This is a genomic window from Shewanella sp. 1311 (assembly GCF_059338235.1).
This window is the reverse complement of the sequence record NZ_CM181686.1, coordinates 2,613,468-2,638,656: the sequence shown is the minus strand read 5'-3', so window position 1 is coordinate 2,638,656 and position 25,189 is coordinate 2,613,468. Positions and strand designations below refer to the sequence as shown.

Annotated in this window: 20 protein-coding genes and 2 rRNA genes; 3 read left to right on the top strand and 19 right to left on the bottom strand. The window is 46.5% G+C overall.

Features of this window, described 5'->3' with window-relative positions:
• Window positions 1-2: 2 nt before the first annotated feature.
• From AC5YB3_RS11885 to ccoG, 3 genes are all read right to left on the bottom strand, one after another.
• A 23S ribosomal RNA gene (locus tag AC5YB3_RS11885) occupies window positions 3-2,905 on the bottom strand.
• A 368-nt stretch (window positions 2,906-3,273) separates the two neighbouring features.
• Window positions 3,274-4,818, bottom strand: a 16S ribosomal RNA gene (locus AC5YB3_RS11880).
• Together the 16S and 23S rRNA genes form the textbook arrangement of a ribosomal RNA operon.
• A 627-nt stretch (window positions 4,819-5,445) precedes the next feature.
• Window positions 5,446-6,873 carry a cytochrome c oxidase accessory protein CcoG gene (gene ccoG, locus AC5YB3_RS11875; protein WP_494525378.1) on the bottom strand — a complete coding sequence of 476 codons (1,428 nt, stop codon included), beginning with the start codon at window positions 6,871-6,873 and terminating at the stop codon, window positions 5,446-5,448.
• Window positions 6,874-6,964: 91 nt separating this feature from the next.
• On the opposite strand from ccoG, the gene AC5YB3_RS11870 reads away from it, so the two are divergent.
• The 3 genes from AC5YB3_RS11870 to AC5YB3_RS11860 all read left to right on the top strand — a co-directional run bounded on the left by AC5YB3_RS11870 (window position 6,965) and on the right by AC5YB3_RS11860 (window position 8,734).
• Window positions 6,965-7,315 carry a hypothetical protein gene (locus AC5YB3_RS11870; RefSeq protein ID WP_006079351.1) on the top strand — a complete coding sequence of 117 codons (351 nt, stop codon included), beginning with the start codon at window positions 6,965-6,967 and terminating at the stop codon, window positions 7,313-7,315.
• Between the two features lie 124 nt (window positions 7,316-7,439).
• A complete protein-coding gene (locus AC5YB3_RS11865) occupies window positions 7,440-8,345 on the top strand; it encodes a 1,4-dihydroxy-2-naphthoyl-CoA synthase (RefSeq protein ID WP_432345440.1) in 906 nt (301 codons plus the stop codon).
• 185 nt (window positions 8,346-8,530) lie between these two features.
• Window positions 8,531-8,734: a DUF2061 domain-containing protein gene (locus AC5YB3_RS11860; protein ID WP_006079349.1), complete on the top strand. Its 204-nt coding sequence runs from the start codon at window positions 8,531-8,533 to the stop codon at window positions 8,732-8,734.
• Window positions 8,735-8,842: 108 nt separating this feature from the next.
• On the opposite strand, the gene glmS is transcribed toward AC5YB3_RS11860, so the two are convergent.
• The 16 genes from glmS to rsmG form a co-directional block, all read right to left on the bottom strand.
• The gene (glmS, locus tag AC5YB3_RS11855) at window positions 8,843-10,672 is read right to left on the bottom strand and encodes a glutamine--fructose-6-phosphate transaminase (isomerizing) (RefSeq protein ID WP_259214370.1); all 1,830 of its coding nucleotides are present in this window, start codon (window positions 10,670-10,672) and stop codon (window positions 8,843-8,845) included.
• A 47-nt stretch (window positions 10,673-10,719) separates the two neighbouring features.
• Window positions 10,720-11,493, bottom strand: a complete 774-nt coding sequence (locus AC5YB3_RS11850; RefSeq protein WP_006084759.1) for a DeoR/GlpR family DNA-binding transcription regulator — start codon at window positions 11,491-11,493, stop codon at window positions 10,720-10,722.
• Between the two features lie 201 nt (window positions 11,494-11,694).
• Window positions 11,695-13,809 carry a TonB-dependent siderophore receptor gene (locus tag AC5YB3_RS11845; RefSeq protein WP_494525377.1) on the bottom strand — a complete coding sequence of 705 codons (2,115 nt, stop codon included), beginning with the start codon at window positions 13,807-13,809 and terminating at the stop codon, window positions 11,695-11,697.
• A 284-nt stretch (window positions 13,810-14,093) separates the two neighbouring features.
• Window positions 14,094-15,476 carry a bifunctional UDP-N-acetylglucosamine diphosphorylase/glucosamine-1-phosphate N-acetyltransferase GlmU gene (glmU, locus tag AC5YB3_RS11840; protein ID WP_494525376.1) on the bottom strand — a complete coding sequence of 461 codons (1,383 nt, stop codon included), beginning with the start codon at window positions 15,474-15,476 and terminating at the stop codon, window positions 14,094-14,096.
• Window positions 15,477-15,663: 187 nt separating this feature from the next.
• Window positions 15,664-16,092: a F0F1 ATP synthase subunit epsilon gene (locus tag AC5YB3_RS11835; protein ID WP_006083846.1), complete on the bottom strand. Its 429-nt coding sequence runs from the start codon at window positions 16,090-16,092 to the stop codon at window positions 15,664-15,666.
• 36 nt (window positions 16,093-16,128) lie between these two features.
• Window positions 16,129-17,520, bottom strand: a complete 1,392-nt coding sequence (gene atpD / locus AC5YB3_RS11830; RefSeq protein WP_006083845.1) for a F0F1 ATP synthase subunit beta — start codon at window positions 17,518-17,520, stop codon at window positions 16,129-16,131.
• Between the two features lie 35 nt (window positions 17,521-17,555).
• The gene (gene atpG / locus AC5YB3_RS11825; protein WP_006084762.1) at window positions 17,556-18,416 is read right to left on the bottom strand and encodes a F0F1 ATP synthase subunit gamma; all 861 of its coding nucleotides are present in this window, start codon (window positions 18,414-18,416) and stop codon (window positions 17,556-17,558) included.
• A gap of 50 nt (window positions 18,417-18,466) precedes the next feature.
• Window positions 18,467-20,008, bottom strand: a complete 1,542-nt coding sequence (gene atpA, locus AC5YB3_RS11820) for a F0F1 ATP synthase subunit alpha (protein WP_006083843.1) — start codon at window positions 20,006-20,008, stop codon at window positions 18,467-18,469.
• Window positions 20,009-20,022: 14 nt separating this feature from the next.
• Entirely contained in the window at window positions 20,023-20,556 is a 534-nt protein-coding gene (gene atpH, locus AC5YB3_RS11815; protein WP_006083842.1) for a F0F1 ATP synthase subunit delta, read from the bottom strand.
• Window positions 20,557-20,571: 15 nt separating this feature from the next.
• The gene (atpF, locus tag AC5YB3_RS11810; protein ID WP_006083841.1) at window positions 20,572-21,042 is read right to left on the bottom strand and encodes a F0F1 ATP synthase subunit B; all 471 of its coding nucleotides are present in this window, start codon (window positions 21,040-21,042) and stop codon (window positions 20,572-20,574) included.
• 37 nt (window positions 21,043-21,079) lie between these two features.
• Window positions 21,080-21,331: a F0F1 ATP synthase subunit C gene (atpE, locus tag AC5YB3_RS11805; protein WP_006083840.1), complete on the bottom strand. Its 252-nt coding sequence runs from the start codon at window positions 21,329-21,331 to the stop codon at window positions 21,080-21,082.
• A gap of 64 nt (window positions 21,332-21,395) precedes the next feature.
• A complete protein-coding gene (gene atpB, locus AC5YB3_RS11800; protein ID WP_006083839.1) occupies window positions 21,396-22,190 on the bottom strand; it encodes a F0F1 ATP synthase subunit A in 795 nt (264 codons plus the stop codon).
• Between the two features lie 12 nt (window positions 22,191-22,202).
• Entirely contained in the window at window positions 22,203-22,586 is a 384-nt protein-coding gene (locus AC5YB3_RS11795) for an ATP synthase subunit I (protein ID WP_126493379.1), read from the bottom strand.
• A gap of 225 nt (window positions 22,587-22,811) precedes the next feature.
• Entirely contained in the window at window positions 22,812-23,690 is an 879-nt protein-coding gene (locus AC5YB3_RS11790) for a ParB/RepB/Spo0J family partition protein (RefSeq protein WP_006084765.1), read from the bottom strand.
• A 9-nt stretch (window positions 23,691-23,699) separates the two neighbouring features.
• Window positions 23,700-24,488: a ParA family protein gene (locus AC5YB3_RS11785; RefSeq protein WP_012090674.1), complete on the bottom strand. Its 789-nt coding sequence runs from the start codon at window positions 24,486-24,488 to the stop codon at window positions 23,700-23,702.
• 73 nt (window positions 24,489-24,561) lie between these two features.
• Entirely contained in the window at window positions 24,562-25,182 is a 621-nt protein-coding gene (rsmG, locus tag AC5YB3_RS11780; protein WP_494527161.1) for a 16S rRNA (guanine(527)-N(7))-methyltransferase RsmG, read from the bottom strand.
• Window positions 25,183-25,189: the final 7 nt, after the last annotated feature.

The window sequence follows — 25,189 nt, the reverse complement described above, 5'->3', positions numbered from 1 at the left end:
GTATGGTTAAGCCTCTCGAGTCATTAGTACATGTTAGCTCAACGCCTCACAACGCTTACACACCATGCCTATCAACGTCCTAGTCTCGAACGGCTCTTTAGAGGAATTAAATTCCTAGGGATGACTCATCTTAGGGCTCGCTTCCCGCTTAGATGCTTTCAGCGGTTATCGATTCCGAACGTAGCTACCGGGCAATGCCATTGGCATGACAACCCGAACACCAGCGGTTCGTCCACTCCGGTCCTCTCGTACTAGGAGCAGCTCCCTTCAATCATCCAACGCCCACGGCAGATAGGGACCGAACTGTCTCACGACGTTCTGAACCCAGCTCGCGTACCACTTTAAATGGCGAACAGCCATACCCTTGGGACCGACTTCAGCCCCAGGATGTGATGAGCCGACATCGAGGTGCCAAACACCGCCGTCGATATGAACTCTTGGGCGGTATCAGCCTGTTATCCCCGGAGTACCTTTTATCCGTTGAGCGATGGCCCTTCCATTCAGAACCACCGGATCACTATGACCTACTTTCGTACCTGCTCGACGTGTATGTCTCGCAGTTAAGCTGGCTTATGCCATTGCACTAACCGTACGATGTCCGACCGTACTTAGCCAACCTTCGTGCTCCTCCGTTACTCTTTGGGAGGAGACCGCCCCAGTCAAACTACCCACCAGGCACTGTCCCTAATCCCGATAAGGGACCTAGGTTAGAACATCAAAACTACAAGGGTGGTATTTCAAGGACGACTCCATCATGACTAGCGTCACAACTTCAAAGTCTCCCACCTATCCTACACATGTAGGTTCAATGTTCAGTGCCAAGCTATAGTAAAGGTTCACGGGGTCTTTCCGTCTAGCCGCGGGTATACGGCATCTTCACCGCAATTTCAACTTCACTGAGTCTCGGCTGGAGACAGCGTGGCCATCATTACGCCATTCGTGCAGGTCGGAACTTACCCGACAAGGAATTTCGCTACCTTAGGACCGTTATAGTTACGGCCGCCGTTTACCGGGGCTTCGATCATGAGCTTCTCTTGCGATAACCCAATCAATTAACCTTCCGGCACCGGGCAGGCGTCACACCGTATACTTCCTCTTGCGAGTTTGCACAGTGCTGTGTTTTTGATAAACAGTTGCAGCCACCTGGTATCTGCGACTCCCGTCAGCTTAGAGAGCAAGTCTCATCACCAACAGGAGCGTACCTTCTCCCGAAGTTACGGTACCATTTTGCCTAGTTCCTTCAGCCGAGTTCTCTCAAGCGCCTTGGTATTCTCTACCCGACCACCTGTGTCGGTTTGGGGTACGATTCCCACTAACCTGAAGCTTAGAAGATTTTCCTGGAAGCATGGCATCAACTACTTCAGTCCCTTAGGACCTCGTCATCAGCTCTCAGTCTGCACACTAAAGTGCGATTCCCCGGATTTGCCTAAGAAATCAACCTACCACCTTAAACGCGGACTACCAACGCCGCGCTAGCCTAGCCTTCTCCGTCTCTCCATCGCAGTTAGCGGAAGTACAGAAATATTAATCTGTTTCCCATCGATTACGCCTTTCGGCCTCACCTTAGGGGTCGACTCACCCTGCCCCGATTAACGTTGGACAGGAACCCTTGGTCTTTCGGCGAGGGGGTTTTTCACCCCCTTTATCGTTACTCATGTCAGCATTCGCACTTCTGATACCTCCAGCGTGGGTTACCCCTTCACCTTCAACGGCTTACAGAACGCTCCTCTACCGCGCACAGTAAACTGTGCACCCGTAGCTTCGGTGACTAGCTTAGCCCCGTTACATCTTCCGCGCAGGCCGACTCGACTAGTGAGCTATTACGCTTTCTTTAAATGATGGCTGCTTCTAAGCCAACATCCTAGCTGTCTAAGCCTTCCCACATCGTTTCCCACTTAGCTAGTACTTTGGGACCTTAGCTGACGGTCTGGGTTGTTTCCCTTTTGACGACGGACGTTAGCACCCGCCGTCTGTCTCCCGAGTAGTACTCATTGGTATTCGGAGTTTGCAAAGGGTTGGTAAGTCGGGATGACCCCCTAGCCTTAACAGTGCTCTACCCCCAATGGTATTCGCTCGAGGCGCTACCTAAATAGCTTTCGAGGAGAACCAGATATCTCCCGGTTTGATTGGCCTTTCACCCCCAGCCACAAGTCATCCGCTAATTTTTCAACATTAGTCGGTTCGGTCCTCCAGTTGATGTTACTCAACCTTCAACCTGCCCATGGCTAGATCACCGGGTTTCGGGTCTACACCTTGCAACTAAACGCGCAGTTAACACTCGGTTTCCCTACGGCTCCGCTATTCGCTTAACCTCGCTACAAAATGTAAGTCGCTGACCCATTATACAAAAGGTACGCAGTCACGGTCTCAAGAACCGCTCCCACTGCTTGTACGTATACGGTTTCAGGTTCTATTTCACTCCCCTCACAGGGGTTCTTTTCGCCTTTCCCTCACGGTACTGGTTCACTATCGGTCAGTCAGGAGTATTTAGCCTTGGAGGATGGTCCCCCCATATTCAAACAGGATGTCACGTGTCCCGCCTTACTCGTTTTCATCAATGGTTAGTTTTCATGTACGGGGCTATCACCCTGTGCCGCTGTGCTTTCCAACACATTCCACTAACACCCCACTGACTTAAGGGCTAATCCCCGTTCGCTCGCCGCTACTAGGGGAATCTCGGTTGATTTCTTTTCCTCCGGGTACTTAGATGTTTCAGTTCCCCGGGTTCGCCTCGCAACACTATGTATTCATGTTGCGATAACAGCTTATGCTGCTGGGTTCCCCCATTCGGACATCGTTAGCTCAAATGCTTGTTACTAGCTCGCCAACGCTTTTCGCAAGTTACTACGTCCTTCATCGCCTCTGACTGCCAAGGCATCCACCGTATACGCTTAGTCGCTTAACCATACAACCCAAATGAGTTTCACTCACCTGAGCCGCATTGCGACCAGCTTGGTTTTACTTGTCTCACTTCTGACCAAAGAAGTGGACGCGCCTTAGACGTAAACTATTCAATAAAGAATAATTTACTTTTTGAATATTCAAGACACTTAATAAAGTGTTTGAGAACTCATGATGCAAACGTTTCCACGTTTACATCGGTTTGTAAGTAACATGACGACAGACATCATCACGTTACATACTATCAGCTTTCCAAATTGTTAAAGAACAATGCGTACCGGCTAGCGGCGCATTCAGCTCTGACTTCTCCTAAGAGAAGATAAACAAGCAATCTGTGTGAACACTCAACAAACATTAAGTTAGTCGTATAGGTAAGGAGGTGATCCAGCCCCAGGTTCCCCTAGGGCTACCTTGTTACGACTTCACCCCAGTCATGAACCACAAAGTGGTGAGCGCCCCCCCGAAGGTTAAGCTACCCACTTCTTTTGCAGCCCACTCCCATGGTGTGACGGGCGGTGTGTACAAGGCCCGGGAACGTATTCACCGTGGCATTCTGATCCACGATTACTAGCGATTCCGACTTCATGGAGTCGAGTTGCAGACTCCAATCCGGACTACGACGAGCTTTGTGAGATTAGCTCCACCTCGCGGCTTTGCAACCCTCTGTACTCGCCATTGTAGCACGTGTGTAGCCCTACTCGTAAGGGCCATGATGACTTGACGTCGTCCCCACCTTCCTCCGGTTTATCACCGGCAGTCTCCCTAGAGTTCCCACCATTACGTGCTGGCAAATAAGGATAGGGGTTGCGCTCGTTGCGGGACTTAACCCAACATTTCACAACACGAGCTGACGACAGCCATGCAGCACCTGTCTCACGGTTCCCGAAGGCACTAAGCTATCTCTAGCGAATTCCGTGGATGTCAAGAGTAGGTAAGGTTCTTCGCGTTGCATCGAATTAAACCACATGCTCCACCGCTTGTGCGGGCCCCCGTCAATTCATTTGAGTTTTAACCTTGCGGCCGTACTCCCCAGGCGGTCTACTTAATGCGTTAGCTTGAGAGCCCAGTGTTCAAGACACCAAACTCCGAGTAGACATCGTTTACGGCGTGGACTACCAGGGTATCTAATCCTGTTTGCTCCCCACGCTTTCGTGCCTGAGCGTCAGTCTTTGTCCAGGGGGCCGCCTTCGCCACCGGTATTCCTCCAGATCTCTACGCATTTCACCGCTACACCTGGAATTCTACCCCCCTCTACAAGACTCTAGTTCGCCAGTTCGAAATGCAATTCCCAGGTTGAGCCCGGGGCTTTCACATCTCGCTTAACAAACCGCCTGCGCACGCTTTACGCCCAGTAATTCCGATTAACGCTCGGACCCTCCGTATTACCGCGGCTGCTGGCACGGAGTTAGCCGGTCCTTCTTCTGTAGGTAACGTCACAGCAACAGCGTATTAAGCTGCTACCTTTCCTCCCTACTGAAAGTGCTTTACAACCCGAAGGCCTTCTTCACACACGCGGCATGGCTGCATCAGGGTTTCCCCCATTGTGCAATATTCCCCACTGCTGCCTCCCGTAGGAGTCTGGGCCGTGTCTCAGTCCCAGTGTGGCTGATCATCCTCTCAGAACAGCTAGGGATCGTCGCCTTGGTGAGCCATTACCTCACCAACTAGCTAATCCCACCTAGGTTCATCCAATCGCGGAAGGCCCGAAGGTCCCCTCCTTTCCCCCGTAGGGCGTATGCGGTATTAGCAGTCGTTTCCAACTGTTATCCCCCTCGACTGGGCAGATCCCTAGGCATTACTCACCCGTCCGCCGCTCGCCGGCAAAGATAGTAAACTATCTTCCCGCTGCCGCTCGACTTGCATGTGTTAGGCCTGCCGCCAGCGTTCAATCTGAGCCATGATCAAACTCTTCAATTAAAGTTTTGTTGCTTCATCCCGAAGGAATCAGCGGCTCAATGAATTCTGATTTTTTGTTTCTCGCACTCCTTATAAAAGAAGGGCTGAAACAAACTGTACATATTGCTATGAACACTCATTGTTACATTGATTTAAATTTTTGACTGCCAACCCTAAGGTTAAGCAGTTTCGATTAACTCAACACCTGTGAGTGTCCACACAGATTTCTTGTTTTATCTTGTTAAAGAGCAACTCAATATTCGTAAGAGAACGTGAGTACCACACTGAGCGCCGAACGCTTCCTGGTGGCTAGGGCTGCGTATTCTACGCATTTCCCGTTTCGCGTCAAGGAGTATTTTCAACTTCTTGCTGCGATTGAATTAAGTGCCATTCTCAACAGAGAGTAAGCCATTCAATTCAACCTAACTCGTCAGCTTGCTTTCGCTGTCTGCCGTGTCAGTGGATGCGCATTATAGGGAGATTGAGAAAGTGCGCAAGGGCTTTTTGTAGGAAAATAACGATTAATGGTTTAGACGTTTACTTATCAAACGATACGTATAAAAAAGGGGCTAAAAAGCCCCTTTATCTCGATTACGTCTGACAATCTATATGAGTCACGCTCAGTTAGATCATCATTAATACTGTTATCTATGGACTGAAGAAGCGAGTTTCTTGCTCAACTTCGACTTCTTCACCGTCGATATGGGTTTTCACTTTGATCTCTATGTCAGTAACTGAACGAGAAAGCTCAACCGGATCGATGCCGACACTTATAGGTAACGTTAAGACTTCACCACCCGCAATAGTGACCGAAGTTGGGCCGTACCATTTATAGTGCTCCAATCCTTCGACACTCATAGTGTATTCGTGGGATTGCTCTGTCTTATTAAGAATCTTCAAGGTGAAGGTGTTTTCAATCAAACCTTGGTTATTCTCTCTATAGAGCTGGTTACGATCACGAATAATGTCCATACGCACAGGTGCTATGGTCGCACTGGAGTATATAAAGACTAATATCATCGCCATCAATACCACACCATAACCGACAAGCTTAGGTCGCAGCACTTTTTGCTTTATACCTTCTAACTTGTTCTCTGTGGTATAGCTGATAAGCCCTTTCTCGTAACCCATACGATCCATAGTTTGGTCGCAGGCATCGATACAAGCGCCGCAGTTAATGCACTCATATTGCAGACCGTTACGAATATCGATACCGGTAGGACATACCTGCACACATAAGTCACAGTCGATACAGTCGCCAAGGCCTAGCTCTTTTGGGTCATCTTTACGCGAACGCGGACCACGAGTCTCACCACGTTTAGTATCGTAACCTACGATAAAGGTATTCTTATCGAACATGGCCGCTTGGAAACGAGCATAAGGGCACATGTGGATACACATGATTTCACGCATCCAACCCGCATTGCCGTATGTGGCAAGTGTAAAGAACACAACCCAGAAGTAGATACCGCCGGAAGCATTAAGCGTGAAGACGTCGACATAGACTTCACGGCTCGGCACGAAATAGGACACAAAGGTCATCGCCGTCATCAGTGAGAGCAATAGCCAAGCCGTATGTTTTGCAGTTTTACGCCAGAGTTTGTTAAAGCTCCATGGCATTTGATCTAACTTAATGCGTTTATTGCGTGCACCTTCAAGTTTTTCTTCGAACCAGATGAACATAAAGGTCCATACTGTTTGGGGGCAAGTGTATCCACACCAAACGCGGCCAAGATAGGTGGTCACAAAAAACAGCGCAAAGGCAGCTATCATAAACAACGCTGCGAGCAAGGTGAGATCCTGTGGCCAAATCGTTAAACCGAAGACGTGAAACTTTTGTTCGCCTAAGTTAAACCATACAGCTTGACGGTCGCCCCAAGGGATCCAAGGTAAAAGCAGGAAAAATAACATGGCAATCCAGCCCATGCGGCGACGTAAGCTACTCCACAAACCGTCGATTGCTCGGACATAAATCCGATTACGAGGGTTAAAGCGATCCGCTTTACTCGCATCTGGCTGGTGAATCTTAATTCGATTGGTTTTCGAATAGTCCTTGTTGTTAGATTCTGAGTTCATCGTTACAGCCTTTTACTGCTTTAATATTGGACGAAAACTAGCTTATTATACCCATATTCTTAATGGTTATTCACTTATGTTGGACTAAAAGATGAAAGGTTGGCTCATATTGGCGCTACTCGCGGGTGCTTTGTATTACTTATACACAGAAACAGATAAATTAGATGCTCCTATTGCAAAGACTGAGGCTATGGTCAAAAAAATAGAGAATAAAGTTGACTCTATGACGGGAACAAAAATCATAAAAATCGACCATAAACTGGCTAAGGTAAGAACCGACATCGTCGAGCGCTTGTCGACATTAGAACTCGAAGCCTTTAATCAGATACCAATGACACCCGAGTCTATTGCCGACTTTAAAGCTAACTATTGCGGCACTATGGCGCCAGAACATCCAGTGTTCAGCAAAGATAATCAGCTTTATCTCTGTGATCACCTCTAACCATCACCAACTCATAGGCAAACGGGATTTTGCTATATAGCGCTAAGCTTTAGGCTTAGGTGATTGACCTTATATATGATTCCGCCTAGCCTTTGAGGCATTACAGCACAAAGGCCTATAAATCATGACCCAACAAGTATCAGACATTTTTGATCCCACCCTATGGGATGAAGTCAGTGGATTTCAATTCGGCGACATCACCTACCACAGAGCTAAAGCCCACGGCACAGTTCGCATTGCCATTAACCGCCCTGAGTGCCGCAACGCCTTCAGACCTAAAACCGTTGATGAGTTATTTATCGCACTCGATCATGCGCGCCAATGGTCTGATGTAGGTTGTGTACTACTAACGGGTAACGGTCCTTCGGCAAAAGATGGTGGCTGGGCGTTCTGTTCGGGTGGAGATCAACGTATTCGCGGCAAAGATGGCTATAAATATGAAGGCGCCGAAGAAGGTAAAGCCGATCAAGCCAGAATGGGCCGCTTACATATATTAGAAGTGCAACGCTTGATCCGCTTTATGCCTAAAGTGGTCATCGCCGTTGTGCCTGGATGGGCGGTAGGTGGCGGCCATAGCTTACACGTAGTGTGCGACTTAACCTTAGCCTCGAAAGAACACGCGATATTTAAGCAGACTGATCCCGACGTAGCGAGCTTCGACTCAGGTTATGGCAGTGCGTATCTTGCCAAGATGATAGGTCAAAAACGTGCCCGCGAAATCTTCTTCTGTGGTTTTAACTACAGCGCCGATGAAGCCTTCGACATGGGTATGGTCAATAAATCCGTTCCCCATGCAGAGCTAGAAACCGAGGCATTAATGTGGGCCAAAGAGATTAACTCTAAGTCGCCTACGGCTATGCGTATGCTTAAATACGGTTTTAATATGACTGACGATGGTATGGTCGGCCAGCAATTATTCGCCGGTGAAGCGACGCGTTTAGCCTATGCGAGCGCCGAAGCGCAGGAAGGGCGCGATGCCTTCCTCGAGAAACGCGATCAAGATTTCTCCGCCTTCCCTTGGCATTACTAGTTTATTAGCAGCGCTTTACTTTACTGCTAGCAGCCCAAAGCCCTCATGAGTGAGGGCTTTATGTTTTTTACAACGGATAAATAGATAAAACCGTTTAAACTAATCTGAAAACACGGCTTTTAATTTTAATGAGAATTGTTATCATCTAAGTGTTCCCGCTGGGAGCCCATTTAGAGGACAAGATCATGACTAAGACACTTACTTTTGCCGTACTCCATTTTAGCGTCGCTTTTACCGTAACCTATTTATTAACCGGCAGCGTGATCGTCGGCGGCGCAGTGGCCTTAGTTGAACCCGCGATTAACACTGTAGTGTTTTACTTCCATGACAAAGTATGGAAACGCATTGAGGCAAAAAAGCAGCACGAGCTAGATGCCATTCCAGCATAGAAAGCTAAGCCACCAGCATTTACTATTGCTGTAAGTTAAGCGTCGTTTTATTGTGAATCTAAATGAAAAAACCGCCAATAAAGGCGGTTTTTATTTAAATGCTTATATTTATTCTACTGTTACAGATTTTGCTAGGTTGCGTGGTTGATCCACGTCGGTACCTTTGATCAACGCAACATGGTACGACAATAGCTGTAGCGGAATAGTGTAAATCAGCGGCGCCATAAAGATATCGCAGTGTGGTACTGGTATCACTTTCATTGTGTCATCCGACTCGAACTCGGCATCCACATCGGCAAACACATACATGAGTCCACCACGGGCACGCACTTCTTCGACGTTCGATTTGAGTTTTTCGAGCAATTCATTGTTTGGCGCAACGACAATCACAGGCATATCGGCATCGATAAGCGCCAATGGGCCGTGTTTTAATTCGCCAGAGGCATAGGCTTCAGCATGAATGTAAGAAATCTCTTTCAGCTTTAACGCGCCTTCCATCGCAATCGGGTATTGATCGCCACGGCCAAGGAATAACGCATGATGTTTATCGGCAAAATCTTCAGCCAATTCAGCAATCGCAGCATCTAGCCCTAAAGCTTGTTCCACTTTAGCTGGCATAGATTGTAGGCTTTGAGTAATGTCGGCCTGCATTTGATCAGACATACCATTGTGGCGACCGATCACCGCAGTCAACATTAATAAACCAGCAAGCTGTACTGTGAACGCTTTAGTGGATGCCACGCCAATCTCTGCGCCCGCTTTCATCATATAAGCCATGTCAGATTCGCGAACCAGTGACGAACCTGGCGCATTACAAATCGTCAATGTGGCTTTGTAACCCATTTCTTTCGCTAAGCGCATGGCCGCTAAAGTATCTGCAGTTTCACCAGATTGTGAAATCGTCACCAATAGGCTATTTGGGAATAAGTGCGACTTGCGATAACGGAATTCAGAGGCAATTTCGACGTTACAAGACACGCCAGCCCAATCTTCTAACCAGTAACGCGCCGCCATGCCCGCATGGTAACTAGTGCCACAGGCGATGATTTGCACGTGTTTGATATCTTTTAAGAACTCAGCAGCGTTATCACCAAAGGCTGTATCTAATACTTGCTTGTTTGCGATACGACCTTCAATAGTGCGCGTCAGTGCCAATGGCTGCTCGTAAATCTCTTTAAGCATATAGTGGCGATATTCGCCCTTATCACCAGCATCGTGGGTAATTTCAGATTCTTTGACTTCACGCTCAACGGCATTACCGTTTAAGTCGAAAATACTCACGCTGCGACGGGTCACTTCGGCCACATCACCTTCTTCTAAGAAGGCGAATGAACGAGTCACAGGTAAGAGTGCCAGTTGATCCGAGGCGACAAAGTTTTCACCTAGACCAAAACCAATCACTAAAGGACTACCAGATCGAGCAACAACCAAGCGCTCGCTGTCGCGGCGATCGATTACCACTGTGCCATAGGCGCCTTCGAGTTGTTTAACTGTGGCTTGCACGGCAGAAAGCAAAGTGCTGTTAGTTTTCAGCTCATGGTGTACTAAGTGACAAATTACTTCGGTATCGGTATCAGAGCTAAATTTATAGCCTAAACCTTTAAGCATCTCGCGCAGTTTATTGTGGTTTTCAATAATGCCGTTATGCACCACCGCGATATCACCTTCCGATAAATGCGGGTGAGCATTACGCTCACTCGGCTCACCGTGGGTCGCCCAGCGAGTGTGCGCGATACCGGTTCCGCCCGCTAATGGGTCAGTTTCAAGCGCTGCTGAAAGCTCTTGTACTTTGCCAACGCGGCGCGTGCGATTGAGTTCACCATTGTGAATAACGGCAACGCCTGCGGAGTCATATCCGCGATATTCTAAGCGGCGTAAGCCTTCTACTAGAATTTCAGCCACATCCCTTTGCGCCACAGCGCCTACTATTCCACACATAGTCTTTACCTATAAATTAAAAATGAAGTTGTTAAGTTATTTTGCACTCACTCATGAGCGTAGGGCGCTAGCATGACTCGCACGCCCTGATCTGAAATTTGTTTTAGCGCACTCTTGTCGATACGATCATCGGTGACCAGCACACTGACCTTGGCCCACGGCAACTCTAAGTTAGGGATCCGCTTGCCGATTTTGTCTGAATCCACCATAACGATCACTTCGCGGGACACTTCGGCCATCACTTTGCTTAGGCCTGTTAACTCGTTAAAGGTGGTGGTCCCGCGTTCAAGATCGATACCATCGGCACCGATAAACAGTTGGTCGAAATTATATGAACGCAACACTTGCTCGGCGACTTGGCCTTGAAAGGATTCAGAATGCGGGTCCCAAGTGCCACCGGTCATCAATAAGGTTGGCTCGTTTTCGAGTTCATGGATGGCATTAGCAAGGTGCAGGGCATTCGTCATGACTACCAGCCCACGTTTATCGTTCAGCTGTTCAATCAAGCCTGACGTCGTAGTGCCACTATCGATAATAATGCGATTGTGATCTTTAATCAGCTGCGCGGCAGTTTTCGCGATAGACAGTTTATTGGGCGCGATTTTGGCAGAAAACTGCTGGGTCACTTCGTCAGGAATAGCCACGGCGCCACCGTAACGGCGCAATAATAAACCCGTTTTCTCAAGCGCAGCCAGATCTTTGCGAATCGTCACTTCTGAGGTTTCAAAACGTAACGACAGTTCATCAACACTCACTTCACCCTGTTCGTTCAATATGGTGATTATGCTGTGGCGACGCTGCTGTGTGTTTCGTTTGTTCATAAAACCTTTCAGATAAGTTTCGATTCGAAAGCAGCATTATAGTGAAACGAAACTTTTTTACTAGTATTCGAAACACGCTTTCGCATGATCCTGCGTAATTTTCTATCCTTCTGTAATAGTGATTTTATAAATCAGCCAATAAAAAAAGCAGCTTACCCCTAGGGATAAACTGCTTTATTAAAGATAAAACTTGAGGAAATATTAGAACTTAGCTTCGACAGCAACACTAAAGTTACGGTCTTGGCCGATAGTCACCATCTGGTTGTTACCACCATCTAAGTATTCAGTATCAAAGAGATTTCTGACGTTAGCGCGGATACCGATTTCATTGCCACTGATATTGAAGGTGTAGGCAGCCCCCATATCAAAGCGGACATAACCATCTTTAGTGATGGTATTTTGAGTATTGGCAAAACGCTCACCTACATATACCGCACCAAAATTAAGCGCCAATGCATCTGTCACCTGATAACGGCTCCAAATGTTAGCAGACCATTCTGGCGCATCTATAGGTGTTTTGCCATTGAGGGCATCAGCGGTCTTGTAGCCAGCATCCAGATACATCATAGAAGACGTCACAAACCAACTGTCACTTATCTGTCCTTGAGCACCTAGTTCAAATCCTTTGTGGTGCTGTTTGCCATCCTGGCGAGTAACCTGGGTAATGCTCTTTTTACCCGGTACGTCGATTGGCGTATCCAATTGATGCCTCACGATGCGGTTATCGATTTCGATATCAAACACAGCGCCGGTCAGGAGTAAGCCGCCATCCATCAGCTCCCATTTAGCACCGAGTTCATATTGAGTACCGTACTCGGGATCAAGCTCTTGGTTGTTATTCAGGTCGGCTTCGTCGTTTACCTTGCCCTGGGGCACAAAACTCTTGGAGTAATTGGCATAAAGACTGAGATCCTGCTGTGGCTGCCAGATCACCCCAAACTTGGGTGATATAGCATTGTCATTACCAGATTCCTCTTTTTGCTCATCGAAACGCACCCCAGCGAGCAGCTTCCACTGATCGTTCAGGCTGATAAGGTCCTGCAGGTACACACCGTAGAATTCATACTCGCTGTTACTCCAGCTGGTATCTGTGGTGTAAGAAATATCAGGGCGGGGCGCAGCCACGCCCGGCATCACGGTTTGACTACTACCGGAGGTGCGCAGCTGGGCATAACCATAATCCAGCTTATTGGCGCCTAGCAGCAGTTGGTGTTCCATTCCCGCAAGTTCAAACTCCCCAGTTAAATCCACATAGGCGCTTTTGTGACTCCAATCATCAAAACGGTCGAAGGGACTTATCTGATAGCCATTAGTCATGGCTTCGGCATTGTATCTCGGCGCAGAATCAAAACGCTGACGATTGAACTGCTGGTCATTGTAACCAAATTTCAAATTCCAGTTATCACTGATTTGCCAAGCAATATCAGCACCGAGGTTAGTAATACTGTTATCGGTAAAGGCCCAAGGCATGTCCCAGATTTGCTTACGTCCGCCAATCAGGTTACCGTCTTTGTCGAGCCACCCCCCCACGTCGATGCCAGTCTTGTCTTCAGTACGATCATAACGCACCGACAACAATAAATTATCGGTTACATCATAATCTAGAGCCACAAAGCCCAGCCAACGGTCACGATCTTGCTGCTCGGCCTGTTCGCCCGGCAGTGGCGAATAGCTGCGCCAGTATTCTGTATCTTGTTTTACGCCAACGGCACGATATCTTAAGGTTTCAGCCTCGTTGATAGCACCACCAGCATCAAGTTGGAAGCGAGTTGAGCCCTGCTCATCTGTATCAATGCCCAGTTCAAACAGACGCTCGTATGTTGGTTTTTTGGTAACCATGTTTACCAAACCACCAGGCCCAGATTGACCATAAAGCATGGAAGAAGGCCCCTTAAGCACTTCGACCTGGCTTAAGATTTCAATCGGCAATACGTAGTGAGCAAAAAGCTGGTGGCCGTTAGTCAGGTAGCCTGAACCTGAATCAAGTTCAAAACCACGTAGAGAGAAAACTTGACGGTTCCAACGCTGGGTTCCTGCAGTGATAGAGGAATCATTAACTAATACTTCCGCTAGATTGGTTGCCAACTGTTCGTCAGTCACAAAATCTGGGATTACATTAACAGACTGTGGGGTATCCATTAAGTCGATATCACCGCGCATAGCACCCGATGCACTACCCACTTTATAGTCGTTAAAAGTACGGCCTGTGACATTAATGCGCTCAATATTGGCATCGTTTGGCACCTCTGCCAATACGGGCATAGCCATTAACGCCGAACATACGGCCAAACCTACAACTGAATATTTAAATACCATTGCCAACACCTCAATTAGACCTTTCGTCTTAGAATTGCAGGCAATATAAATGAGAAGTGTTTTTATTTAATCTTCTTTACACGAATTTACAATTAGCTGTGATATAGATCTAAATCTGTTTAAAACCAATAAATTGCATATACCACAACAGGATTAACTTAACCTTAATTTCATGGCTTTTATTGTTTTCCATCTGAATTAAACGAATCGAATTTCCAACAATTTGACTAAATATAAAAGCGGCACATGGCCGCTTTATAGATACTCAGTTGAGTTAAATAAACTTACTTTTTAATTTTGACTGGACGTTGCCAACCCGTCAGGTGCTTTTGTTTAACACGGGTAATGACTAACTCATTTTCACCCACATCGCGGGTAATGGTTGAGCCAGCGCCTAAGGTTGCGCCTTTACCAATAGTGACAGGTGCCACCAGCTGGGTGTCTGAGCCAACAAAGACATTATCTTCGATAACGGTAAGATGCTTATTCGCGCCATCATAATTACAAGTAATAGTGCCAGCGCCGATATTAACGCCATCACCTATAATAGCATCACCTAAATAGGCTAAGTGTCCAGCCTTAGAACCCACGCCGATAACCGCTTTCTTCACTTCAACAAAGTTACCAATGTGCGCATCTTGCTTAAGCTCTGCGCCGGGACGTAAGCGCGCAAATGGACCAGCACTGGCAGCAACACCAAGCTTAGCGCCTTCGATAATAGAGTAAGGTTTGATCTCAGCGTTATCGGCAATCTCACAATCGATTAAAATCGCACCTGCGCCAATAGTGACATTATTACCTAAGGTCACTTTGCCTTCGAATATCACGTTGATATCGATCATCACATCCATACCGACGGTGACATCACCACGGATATCGATACGGCTTGGGTCGCGCAGGTTCGCTCCCGCCAACATCAGTTTTTCGGCTTCACGGGCTTGATAAGCGCGTTCAAGTTGCGCCAGTTGCACGCGGTTATTAGCGCCTTCCACTTCAATCGCAGATTGTGGCTGGGCAGTATCAATAGCAACGCCATCAGCGTGCGCCATGGCAATAATATCCGTTAGATAATATTCGCCTTGGGCATTATTGTTGGATAAACGGCTCAACCAAGCTTTAAGTTGTTTACCTGGAACAGCCATGATGCCGGTATTGATTTCATTGATCAGTAGCTGCTCTGCTGTAGCATCTTTCTGCTCAATAATACCAACGACTTTACCTTGGTCTTGACCTTCACAAGGAGTACGGACAATACGGCCATAACCCATAGGATTCGCTAAATTCACCGTTAAGATGGCCACGCCATTTTCAGGACGGGCAGCGAGTAAGGCTTCAAGGGTTGATTGTTGAATAAGCGGCACATCGCCATAAAGAATGAGCACAGTATCATTGTCAGCAATATGCGGGCTCGCTTGCGCAACCGCATGACCCGTGCCTAATTGCTCAGCTTGCAATACCCAGTTGAGTTGTTGCTCACCTAAGCTGGCTTGTAGCTTATCAGCACCATAACCGTAGACTAACTGAATCGCGTCACTACCCACTTTGTGGGCGGTATCGATGACATGCTGCACCATGCTCTTATGGGCGATGGGATGTAATACCTTAGGAAGATCAGAGCGCATCCGTGTTCCCTTGCCAGCTGCTAAGATCACTACATTTAATGCCATTGTCATATCCTTGAACAAATACCCAAGAGGGTGAAAAAATTACGGTCGATTTTGTAGCGCAATTTTAACGGAAAGCACATAGAAAAGCGAAGCGGATAGCGATAGGAATAGCTCAAAAACACGCTTACCCAAATTTCGGCCACAAAAAAGGCGACCTTATGGTCGCCTTTTTTCACAAACAATAACCTTATCTGGCAATGTTTTTCTTGATGGTTTCAACAACACGTAATTGAGCCATAGCCTTAGCTAGTTCAACCATAGCCGCGTCATAATTGAAGTCAGCACCTGCATTTGCCATATGGGCTTCTGCACGACGCTTAGCTTCTAATGCCGCTTGCTCATCAATATCTTTGGCACGCATAACCACATCAGCCAATACGGAAACAGTAGAAGGTTGTACTTCCAGAATACCACCTGAAAGGTAAAACACTTCTTCACTGCCGTCTTGCTTGACGATGCGCGCCATGCCAGGTTTGATATAACTCAGCAAAGGAGCATGGCCATGCATTATGCCCAACTCACCTTCTGAACCAGTCACTTGCAGCGAAGCTACACGACCAGAGAAGATTTTGCTCTCTGCACTTACTATATCAAGATGTACTGTCATGGCTGCCATCCCGTTCTCCTTAAGAAACTAAATATTGCTACTTAGTTATTTCTTTTTGTTCGCTTTCTCGATGACTTCATCGATTGAGCCAACCATGTAGAACGCTTGTTCTGGCAGGTGATCAAACTCACCGTTCAAAATACCCTTAAAGCCACGGATAGTGTCTTTAAGAGAAACGTACTTACCAGGAGATCCAGTAAAGACTTCTGCTACGAAGAAAGGCTGAGATAAGAAACGCTCAATCTTACGAGCACGGAATACAGTTGTTTTGTCTTCATCAGACAATTCATCCATACCCAGAATCGCAATAATATCTTTCAGCTCTTTGTAACGTTGCAGTACAGTTTGCACGCCGTTAGCAACATCATAATGCTCTTGGCCAACAACCAATGGATCTAATTGACGTGAAGTCGAATCCAATGGGTCAACCGCTGGGTAAATACCCAGAGAAGCAATTTGACGTGACAGTACAACAGTCGCATCTAAGTGAGCGAAGGTTGTTGCTGGTGACGGATCGGTCAAGTCATCCGCAGGTACGTATACCGCTTGTACAGAGGTAATAGAACCAGTCTTAGTTGAAGTGATACGTTCTTGCAGAACGCCCATCTCTTCAGCCAATGTTGGTTGATAACCTACCGCAGAAGGCATACGACCTAACAGTGCAGATACTTCAGTACCGGCCAAGGTATAACGGTAGATGTTGTCAACGAACAACAGTACGTCACGACCTTCGTCACGGAACTTCTCTGCCATAGTCAGACCAGACAGTGCAACGCGCAAACGGTTACCTGGAGGCTCGTTCATCTGACCATAAACCATGGCCACTTTGTCGAGAACGCCAGAATCTTTCATCTCGTAGTAGAAGTCGTTACCTTCACGAGTACGTTCACCTACACCGGCGAATACAGAAAGACCCGAGTGGGCTTTAGCGATGTTGTTAATCAGTTCCATCATGTTAACTGTTTTACCAACACCCGCACCACCGAACAAACCAACTTTACCGCCCTTAGCGAATGGACAAACAAGGTCAATAACCTTGATGCCAGTCTCTAACAGTTCAGTAGAGCTTGATTGATCTTCGTATGAAGGAGCTGTACGGTGAATCACATAACGCTCTTCTTCACCGATTGGACCCGCTTCATCAATAGGCTCGCCTAATACGTTCATGATACGGCCAAGAGTGGCGGTACCAACAGGAACAGTAATAGGTGAACCTGAGTTTACTACTTCAAGACCACGACGCAGACCGTCAGAAGAACCCATAGCGATGGTACGAACTACACCACCACCTAGTTGTTGCTGAACTTCCAGCACCAAACCATTACACGGGCCTTCACCTACGATTTTCAGAGCGTCATATACTTGAGGTACGGCATCTTGTGGAAACTCTACGTCCACAACCGCGCCAATCACTTGGACAACAGTACCTGTGCTCATGATTAATCCTCTAAAACTTGTATTCGTTACCTAACCTAAACCGCAGAGGCACCAGAAACAATTTCCGACAGTTCTTGCGTAATCGCAGCCTGACGGGCCTTGTTATAGACCAGTTGCAAGTCGTTGATAAGCTCACCAGCGTTGTCTGTTGCCGACTTCATCGCCACCATACGGGCAGCTTGTTCAGAGGCAATATTTTCAACAACACCTTGGTAAACCTGAGATTCTACATAACGGACCAATAAGGTATCCAAAAGTGCTTTTGGATCTGGCTCGTAGATATAATCCCAACGATGAGCAGTTTCATCATCTTCTGATTTAGGCAAAGGTAGCAGCTGCTCGATCACAGGAGTCTGCGTCATAGTATTCACAAATTTGTTAAATACCACGTACAGACGATCCAGCTTGCCTTCGTTGTAAGCTTCTAGCATGACACCGACTGTCCCGATCAAGTCAGCGAGCTTTGGAGCATCGCCTAAACCTGAAGCGTGAGCAGACACTTGTCCACCGAAGTTTTTGAAAAACTGCACACTACGTGCGCCGATAGGGCAAAATTCAAATTCTGCACCTTGGGCTTTCCAGCTTTTCACGTCTGCGATAACCTTTTTGAAAAGGTTAACGTTCAGACCACCACAAAGGCCACGGTCGGTTGCCACAACAATGTAACCAACCCGCTTAGCCTCTCTCACCTCCAAATAGGGGTGTTTATACTCGAGAGAACCTTGCGCTACGTGACCGATCACCTTACGCATGCTTTCCGCATATGGACGGCTCGCAGCCATGCGTTCCTGCGCTCTGCGCATTTTGCTGGCTGCCACCATTTCCATGGCGGACGTGATCTTCTGAGTGTTTTTCACACTCGCGATCTTGGTTTTAATCTCTTTAGCGCCGGCCATCTCTACTCTCCAATCTGGACCTGAGGTGTCTTAAGACACCTCTATCATTGTTACCAGGTTTGGGTTGCTACGAACTTGTCGAGGCCAGCTTTTAATTCAGCTTCGATATCAGCGCTATAATCGCCAGTATCATTGATAAGCTTCATTAAAGGAGCATGCTCGCTGTTCATGAACGAGAGCAGAGCGGCTTCGAAATTACCGACCTTATTCAGCTCAACACTCTTCAGGTAACCTTTTTCAGCTGAGAAAATAGACACAGCTTGAGCGGCTACGCTCATTGGAGCATATTGCTTTTGCTTCATCAGTTCGGTAACACGCACACCATGCTCAAGTTGAGCACGTGTTGCATCGTCAAGATCAGATGCAAATTGCGAGAACGCAGCAAGCTCACGATACTGTGCTAGTGCGGTACGAATACCACCAGACAGTTTCTTGATGATCTTAGTCTGAGCCGCACCACCAACACGAGAAACAGAAATACCTGGGTTAACCGCTGGACGTAGGCCAGAGTTAAACAGATCGGTCTCAAGGAAGATCTGACCATCGGTAATAGAAATTACGTTGGTCGGTACGAATGCAGAAACGTCACCCGCTTGCGTTTCAATAATCGGCAGCGCGGTTAAAGAACCGGTTTTGCCAGTTACTGCACCTTTAGTGAACTTCTCTACATAAATCGCGTTAACGCGTGATGCACGCTCTAGTAAACGTGAGTGTAGATAGAATACGTCACCTGGGTAAGCTTCACGGCCTGGTGGACGCTTGAGCAGTAACGAAATTTGACGATAAGCAACTGCTTGCTTAGACAAATCATCGTATACGATCAAAGAATCTTCACCGCGGTCACGGAAGTATTCACCCATAGAACAACCAGAATATGGCGCTAAGTATTGCAGAGCAGCAGCTTCAGAAGCCGTTGCAACAACAACGATAGTGTTAGCTAACGCACCGTGTTCTTCTAGCTTGCGTACTACGTTTGCGATAGTAGAAGCCTTTTGGCCAATCGCAACGTACACACATTTAATGCCAGAATTTTTCTGGTTGATAATTGCGTCGATCGCCATAGCTGTTTTACCAGTTTGACGGTCGCCAATGATCAATTCACGTTGACCACGACCGATAGGGATCATGGCATCAACGGCTTTATAACCAGTTTGAACTGGTTGATCAACAGACTGACGTTCAATAACACCTGGTGCGATAACTTCAATTGGCGAGTAACCATCGTTATCGATAGGTCCTTTTCCGTCAATTGGCTCACCTAGAGTGTTAACAACGCGGCCAAGAAGACCGCGGCCAACTGGAACTTCCAGAATACGGCCAGTCGTTTTCACTTTTACGCCTTCTGCTAAATCAGCATAAGGACCCATTACTACGGCACCGACAGAATCACGTTCAAGGTTCAACGCGATTGCAAAACGGTTACCAGGCAGTTCGATCATCTCACCTTGCATCACGTCGGCTAGGCCGTGGATGCGGATGATGCCGTCACTTACCGCAACGATAGTACCTTCGTTACGAGATTCGCTAACGACTTCGAACTGCTCGATCCGCTGCTTAATCAGATCGCTGATTTCAGTGGAATTCAGTTGCATGCTCAAACTCCCAATTACGACTGCAGCTTATCAGACAGACGCGATAACTTACCGCGGACCGAGCCATCGATGACTAGGTCTCCTGTCTTAATGATTACACCGGCGATGAGCGCGGCGTCAGTGCTACAATTCAGCTTAACTTTGCGTGCGAGACGTTTCTCTAAAGAAATACTAATCTGCTGTTGTTGTTCAGAGCTCAGCTCAGTTGCAGAAACCACATCGGCTTCCACTTCTTTTGCCCACTCATTACGGTATTCAGTAAATAACTGAGATACAGCAGGTAGTACCTTTAAGCGACCGTTTTCAGCCATTACCTTTATCAGGTTCTGACCTTGCACATTGACTTGCTCACCACACACACTAATAAAGAGTGCTGCGAGCTTAGTGCTGGCTAAAGAGCCAGCTAACAGTGGTTGCATGGTTTCGTTTTCACTCACCAATGCGGCAAACGTAAGCATTTCTGCCCATGAATCCACTGCATCTTGTTCAATAGCAAAGTCAAAAGCTGCCTTTGCGTAAGGGCGAGCGATGGTGGTTAATTCAGCCATAACTCAACTCCCTTATCAAATTTCAGCGACTAGTTTATTAACTATGTCACTGTGGGCGGCTGGATCAATAGAACGCTCAAGGATCTTCTCAGCACCCATGATGGCAAGAGTAGCAACCTGCTTACGCAGATCCTCTTTGACGCGATTACGTTCAGCTTCAATTTCTGCTTTACCCTGAGCGATGATTTTAGCACGCTCAGCGTCTGCTTCGGTTTTGGCTTCTTCAACTATTTGAGCTTTACGCTTGTTAGCTTGCTCAATAATTTCATTAGCCGTTACCTTGGCTTCTTTTAGTTGGTCAGTCGCTTTCGCTTGTGCCAACTCCAGGTCTTTTACCGCACGATCAGCATCAGCTAGACCGTCAGCAATCCTTTTTTGGCGCTCTTCGATGGCATTCATCAAAGGGGGCCATACAAACTTCATGCAAAACCACACGAAGATGATAAAGGCGACCGTCTGACCGATTAGGGTAGCGTTGAAATTCACAACAGCCTCCTATTTAGAGTTAAGACAGAAGCGTTTTTTACAGCATTGCACCCAGTGGGTTGGTAAATAGCATGAATAATGCGATACCAACACCGATCATAGTTACGGCGTCAAGAAGACCCGCTACGATGAACATTTTAACTTGTAGCATAGGAGCCATTTCTGGTTGACGCGCAGCGCCTTCCAAGAACTTGCCGCCTAATAAGCCGAAACCGATTGCAGTACCAAGAGCACCCATACCAATCAGCAGAGCAACAGCGATAGCTGTCATGCCTAAAATCGTTTCCATCTGTATCTCCAGTATCTAAATCTATATTAGTTGATGATTTAGTTTAAAATTTCTTCAGCAATCCTTAATGATCTTCATGCGCCATGCTTAAATAAACAATGGTCAACATCATGAAGATAAACGCTTGCAGTGTGATAACCAAAATGTGGAATATTAACCAACCCAGTTGCAGAGTCACACCTAGGGTAGATAATAACAAGTTGGTACCATACATCAGCGCAATAAGGATGAAGATCAACTCACCTGCGTACAAGTTACCAAAGAGTCGCAATGCCAATGAAATTGGTTTTGCTATCAAAGTAACAGTCTCTAATAGGAGGTTGACGGGTATCATTGCCTTATGGTTAAAGGGCTGTAGTGTCAGTTCTTTAACAAACCCAGACACACCTTTGACCTTAATGCTGTAGAAAATAATCAGCAAGAACACACCGATAGCTAAGCTAAAGGTAATGTTAACGTCAGTCGTCGGAACCGCTTTAAGATATGGAATACCCATTAAACTTGCTGCGTGAGGCAGCCAATCTACAGGGATCATATCCATGAAGTTCATCATGAATACCCATACAAAAATGGTCAGAGCTAAAGGTGCGATCAGAGCATTGCGACCATGAAAACTTTCTTTCACGCTGTTATTTACGAACTCAACGATCATCTCAACAAAACATTGCAGTTTGCCAGGAACACCGGAAGTCGCTTTTTTACCAACGCTGCGGAAAATCCACAGGAACAGAACACCAAGACCAACCGAAAAGAACAACGAATCAATGTGCCATGTCCAAAAGCCTTCACCAACACTTAAGTTGGTAAGGTGATGTTGGATATAGCCCTGCGGTGTTAACGCTTCACCAGTTGCAGCCATGATTCATCCCACTTAACTTTGCTTGAAGTATAAAGGAGCTGTCCAATGCACGATTAGCGTCAGCACATAACAAACAAAAAGCGGCATAAAAGCGACCTTAATATTGATAAATACAAACGAAAACATTGCGATGGTTAACAGCAACTTTACCGCTTCCCCCCAGTAAAAAGTCTTTATGACTTTTGCAGCTGAACTTGCTCCCGTGTGGGAGAAAGCGAGGGTTGCGAATACAAAATTAGGGAGCACAGCGATTGAACCACCTGCTAACGCAGAATAGCCAAACTGAACTCCCCACACGGCGAAAAAGAGAATTGAAGCACCCCCAGCGACCGCCGCCTGCATCATCACCAATTTATAGGCTGACCACCGGCCACGACGCGCTAAAACCTTACTCAATTCATCCTCTCCGCATTCATACTTTTTGTTTCGATGACCGGATGACAAATACCCGTATTTATGTCGATGCACAAAAAGCTTGCGAAAGTATACCTTTTCACGCCTTCATTGCAACTTTGAGATAAGGAAAAACAACACTTTTAACGTGATCTAGCGCCAAACGAGTTAAAATGTAAGATTAGCATCTGTCACAAATTTACATTAAAAACTGTTAATCTACAGACATTAATGAATTTTACTAAGAATTCCGTCTAATTCAGCCAGATTCTGATAGTTAATTACAATTTTACCTGTGCCCTTACTACTATGAGCGATAGAAACCTTGGCACCTAATCTTTCAATTAACTGCTGCTCTAAACGACAAACATCTTGATCTTTAGTCGTAGTTTCGGCTTGTTTAGGCGGATTTAAGGTTTGATTAATTAATCGTTCAGTTTCGCGAACGGTTAATTCCTTAGCGGCCACTAATCTCGCAAGATTTGTTTGTTCTTCTCCCTCAATTGCTAACAAAGCGCGAGCATGACCCATATCGATGTCGCCATACTCGAGTAGACGTTTTACTGGCTCATTTAAGCCGTTTAAACGTAACAAGTTAGATACACTCGCTCTGGATTTTCCCACAACATCGGCAACCTGTTGGTGAGTCAGTTCAAATTCTTGCATTAAACGTTGTAATGCAATGGCTTCTTCCATGGCATTTAAATCTTCACGCTGGATGTTTTCAATCAAAGCGATAGCAACAGCGGCCTCATCGGGCACTTGTTTGACTATGCAGGGGATTTTATTTAAGCCAGCAAGTTGAGAAGCACGCCAGCGACGTTCGCCCGCAATGATCTCATACATGTCGTTTGCCACTTGTCTTACAACGATGGGCTGAATAATGCCTTGGTTGCGGATAGAATGCGCCAGTTCTTCCAACGCTTCGGGAGACATGTCTTTACGAGGTTGATACTTACCCGGTTGTAATAAGTCTAAATCGAGATGGATAAGCTCTTCTTTTTTATCGACAACATTAGCTTCGTCAGTGTGTTTTTTACTGGCGGCATGGCTGTTACTCAGTAGGGCATCTAACCCTTTGCCTAATCCTCTTTTCTTTAACGTCATGGTGATCCTTTACGCTTGCTTAGCCTGAGTTTGTTGTTCTGAACGACGGATCATTTCACCCGCAAGCGCTAGATACGCCTTGGCGCCGGCACTCGATTTATCGTAATACATAGCAGGCGCACCAAAACTTGGCGCCTCAGCCAGCCTGACATTACGTGGGATCACAGTACGATATACCTTGTCACCAAAATGCTGTTTTAGCTGATCGGACACATCATTAGACAAACGATTACGCGGATCGTACATAGTGCGTAAAATGCCTTCGATGCCAAGCCCAGGGTTAACCATAGCGGCAAGCTTAGTGATGGTATCAATCAGCGCCGTTAAGCCTTCAAGGGCATAGTATTCGCACTGCATAGGCACAAGCACAGAGTCGGCCGCTGACATAGCGTTCACCGTCAACATGTTCAATGAAGGAGGGCAGTCGATAAAGATATAATCATATTGATCTTTTATCGGTGCGAGCGCGTTACGCAAACGGATTTCGCGCGCAAAAAACTCCATCAGTTTGATCTCTGCCGCTGTGACATCGCCATTACTGGCGATCAGATCATACTTACCCGCAGTGTTTTTAATGACGATCTCGTCGAAGGATTTCTCTTCGACCAATAATTCGTAGGCCGTATTTTCGACCTCGTATTTATCGACACCGCTGCCCATAGTCGCATTACCTTGGGGATCGAGATCGATCAATAAGACTTTACGTTTTGTTGCTGCTAACGAAGCGGCGAGGTTAACGCAAGTAGTTGTTTTTCCTACGCCACCTTTCTGGTTAGCCACGGCAATCACTTTACCCACAATATCACCCTGTATGTAAATGCTGGTTTATTGCCCTTACTTAAAAATGATTTATTCATCACTTTCAAGCCTGTTATTCTTTGATTATTTTCAATAAATGTCTTTGTTCATCGAGTTTAGGCACCTTAAGCTCGATGACTTCTTTCACTACAAATCCACTTGGAATATGTTGCATCTCTTCATCATTTAACTGACCTTTAAGGGCATAAAACTGCCCATGTTCGGCGGGTAAATGATGACACCAAGTCAGCATATCTTGGATTGAAGCAAATGCACGACTTAATACGCCGTCGAATTTTTGCTCAGGTTGATAAGCTTCTACGCGGCTTTCAACTGAGCTGATGTTATGAATGCCTAATTCAAAGGACACTTGTTTTTGAAAACGAATACGTTTCCCTAAGCTGTCCAATAACACAAATTGTATATCGGGATTCATAATCGCTAACGGGATCCCAGGTAAACCGGGTCCAGTGCCCACATCGATAAAACGTTCACCTTGCAGATGTTTTGAAACCACTAAGCTGTCCATGATGTGACGGATCAACATGGCTTCGGGATCTCTCACCGATGTCAGGTTATAGGCTTTATTCCATTTGTTGAGCATGCCAACAAAATCAATTAGTTGTTTTTTTTGCTCGGCGGTTGCGGGCAAATTAATTTCGGCTAAATAAGCCTCTAACTGGGCAGATAACACTGAGCAA

What these genes read in the sequence shown, in the direction of transcription:
- ccoG (WP_494525378.1), bottom strand. Translation starts at nt 6,873, where the DNA reads ATGAACTCAGAATCTAACAACAAGGACTATTCGAAAACCAATCGAATT.
- AC5YB3_RS11870 (WP_006079351.1), top strand. Translation starts at nt 6,965, where the DNA reads ATGAAAGGTTGGCTCATATTGGCGCTACTCGCGGGTGCTTTGTATTAC.
- AC5YB3_RS11865 (WP_432345440.1), top strand. Translation starts at nt 7,440, where the DNA reads ATGACCCAACAAGTATCAGACATTTTTGATCCCACCCTATGGGATGAA.
- AC5YB3_RS11860 (WP_006079349.1), top strand. Translation starts at nt 8,531, where the DNA reads ATGACTAAGACACTTACTTTTGCCGTACTCCATTTTAGCGTCGCTTTT.
- glmS (WP_259214370.1), bottom strand. Translation starts at nt 10,672, where the DNA reads ATGTGTGGAATAGTAGGCGCTGTGGCGCAAAGGGATGTGGCTGAAATT.
- AC5YB3_RS11850 (WP_006084759.1), bottom strand. Translation starts at nt 11,493, where the DNA reads ATGAACAAACGAAACACACAGCAGCGTCGCCACAGCATAATCACCATA.
- AC5YB3_RS11845 (WP_494525377.1), bottom strand. Translation starts at nt 13,809, where the DNA reads ATGGTATTTAAATATTCAGTTGTAGGTTTGGCCGTATGTTCGGCGTTA.
- glmU (WP_494525376.1), bottom strand. Translation starts at nt 15,476, where the DNA reads ATGGCATTAAATGTAGTGATCTTAGCAGCTGGCAAGGGAACACGGATG.
- AC5YB3_RS11835 (WP_006083846.1), bottom strand. Translation starts at nt 16,092, where the DNA reads ATGGCAGCCATGACAGTACATCTTGATATAGTAAGTGCAGAGAGCAAA.
- atpD (WP_006083845.1), bottom strand. Translation starts at nt 17,520, where the DNA reads ATGAGCACAGGTACTGTTGTCCAAGTGATTGGCGCGGTTGTGGACGTA.
- atpG (WP_006084762.1), bottom strand. Translation starts at nt 18,416, where the DNA reads ATGGCCGGCGCTAAAGAGATTAAAACCAAGATCGCGAGTGTGAAAAAC.
- atpA (WP_006083843.1), bottom strand. Translation starts at nt 20,008, where the DNA reads ATGCAACTGAATTCCACTGAAATCAGCGATCTGATTAAGCAGCGGATC.
- atpH (WP_006083842.1), bottom strand. Translation starts at nt 20,556, where the DNA reads ATGGCTGAATTAACCACCATCGCTCGCCCTTACGCAAAGGCAGCTTTT.
- atpE (WP_006083840.1), bottom strand. Translation starts at nt 21,331, where the DNA reads ATGGAAACGATTTTAGGCATGACAGCTATCGCTGTTGCTCTGCTGATT.
- atpB (WP_006083839.1), bottom strand. Translation starts at nt 22,190, where the DNA reads ATGGCTGCAACTGGTGAAGCGTTAACACCGCAGGGCTATATCCAACAT.
- AC5YB3_RS11790 (WP_006084765.1), bottom strand. Translation starts at nt 23,690, where the DNA reads ATGACGTTAAAGAAAAGAGGATTAGGCAAAGGGTTAGATGCCCTACTG.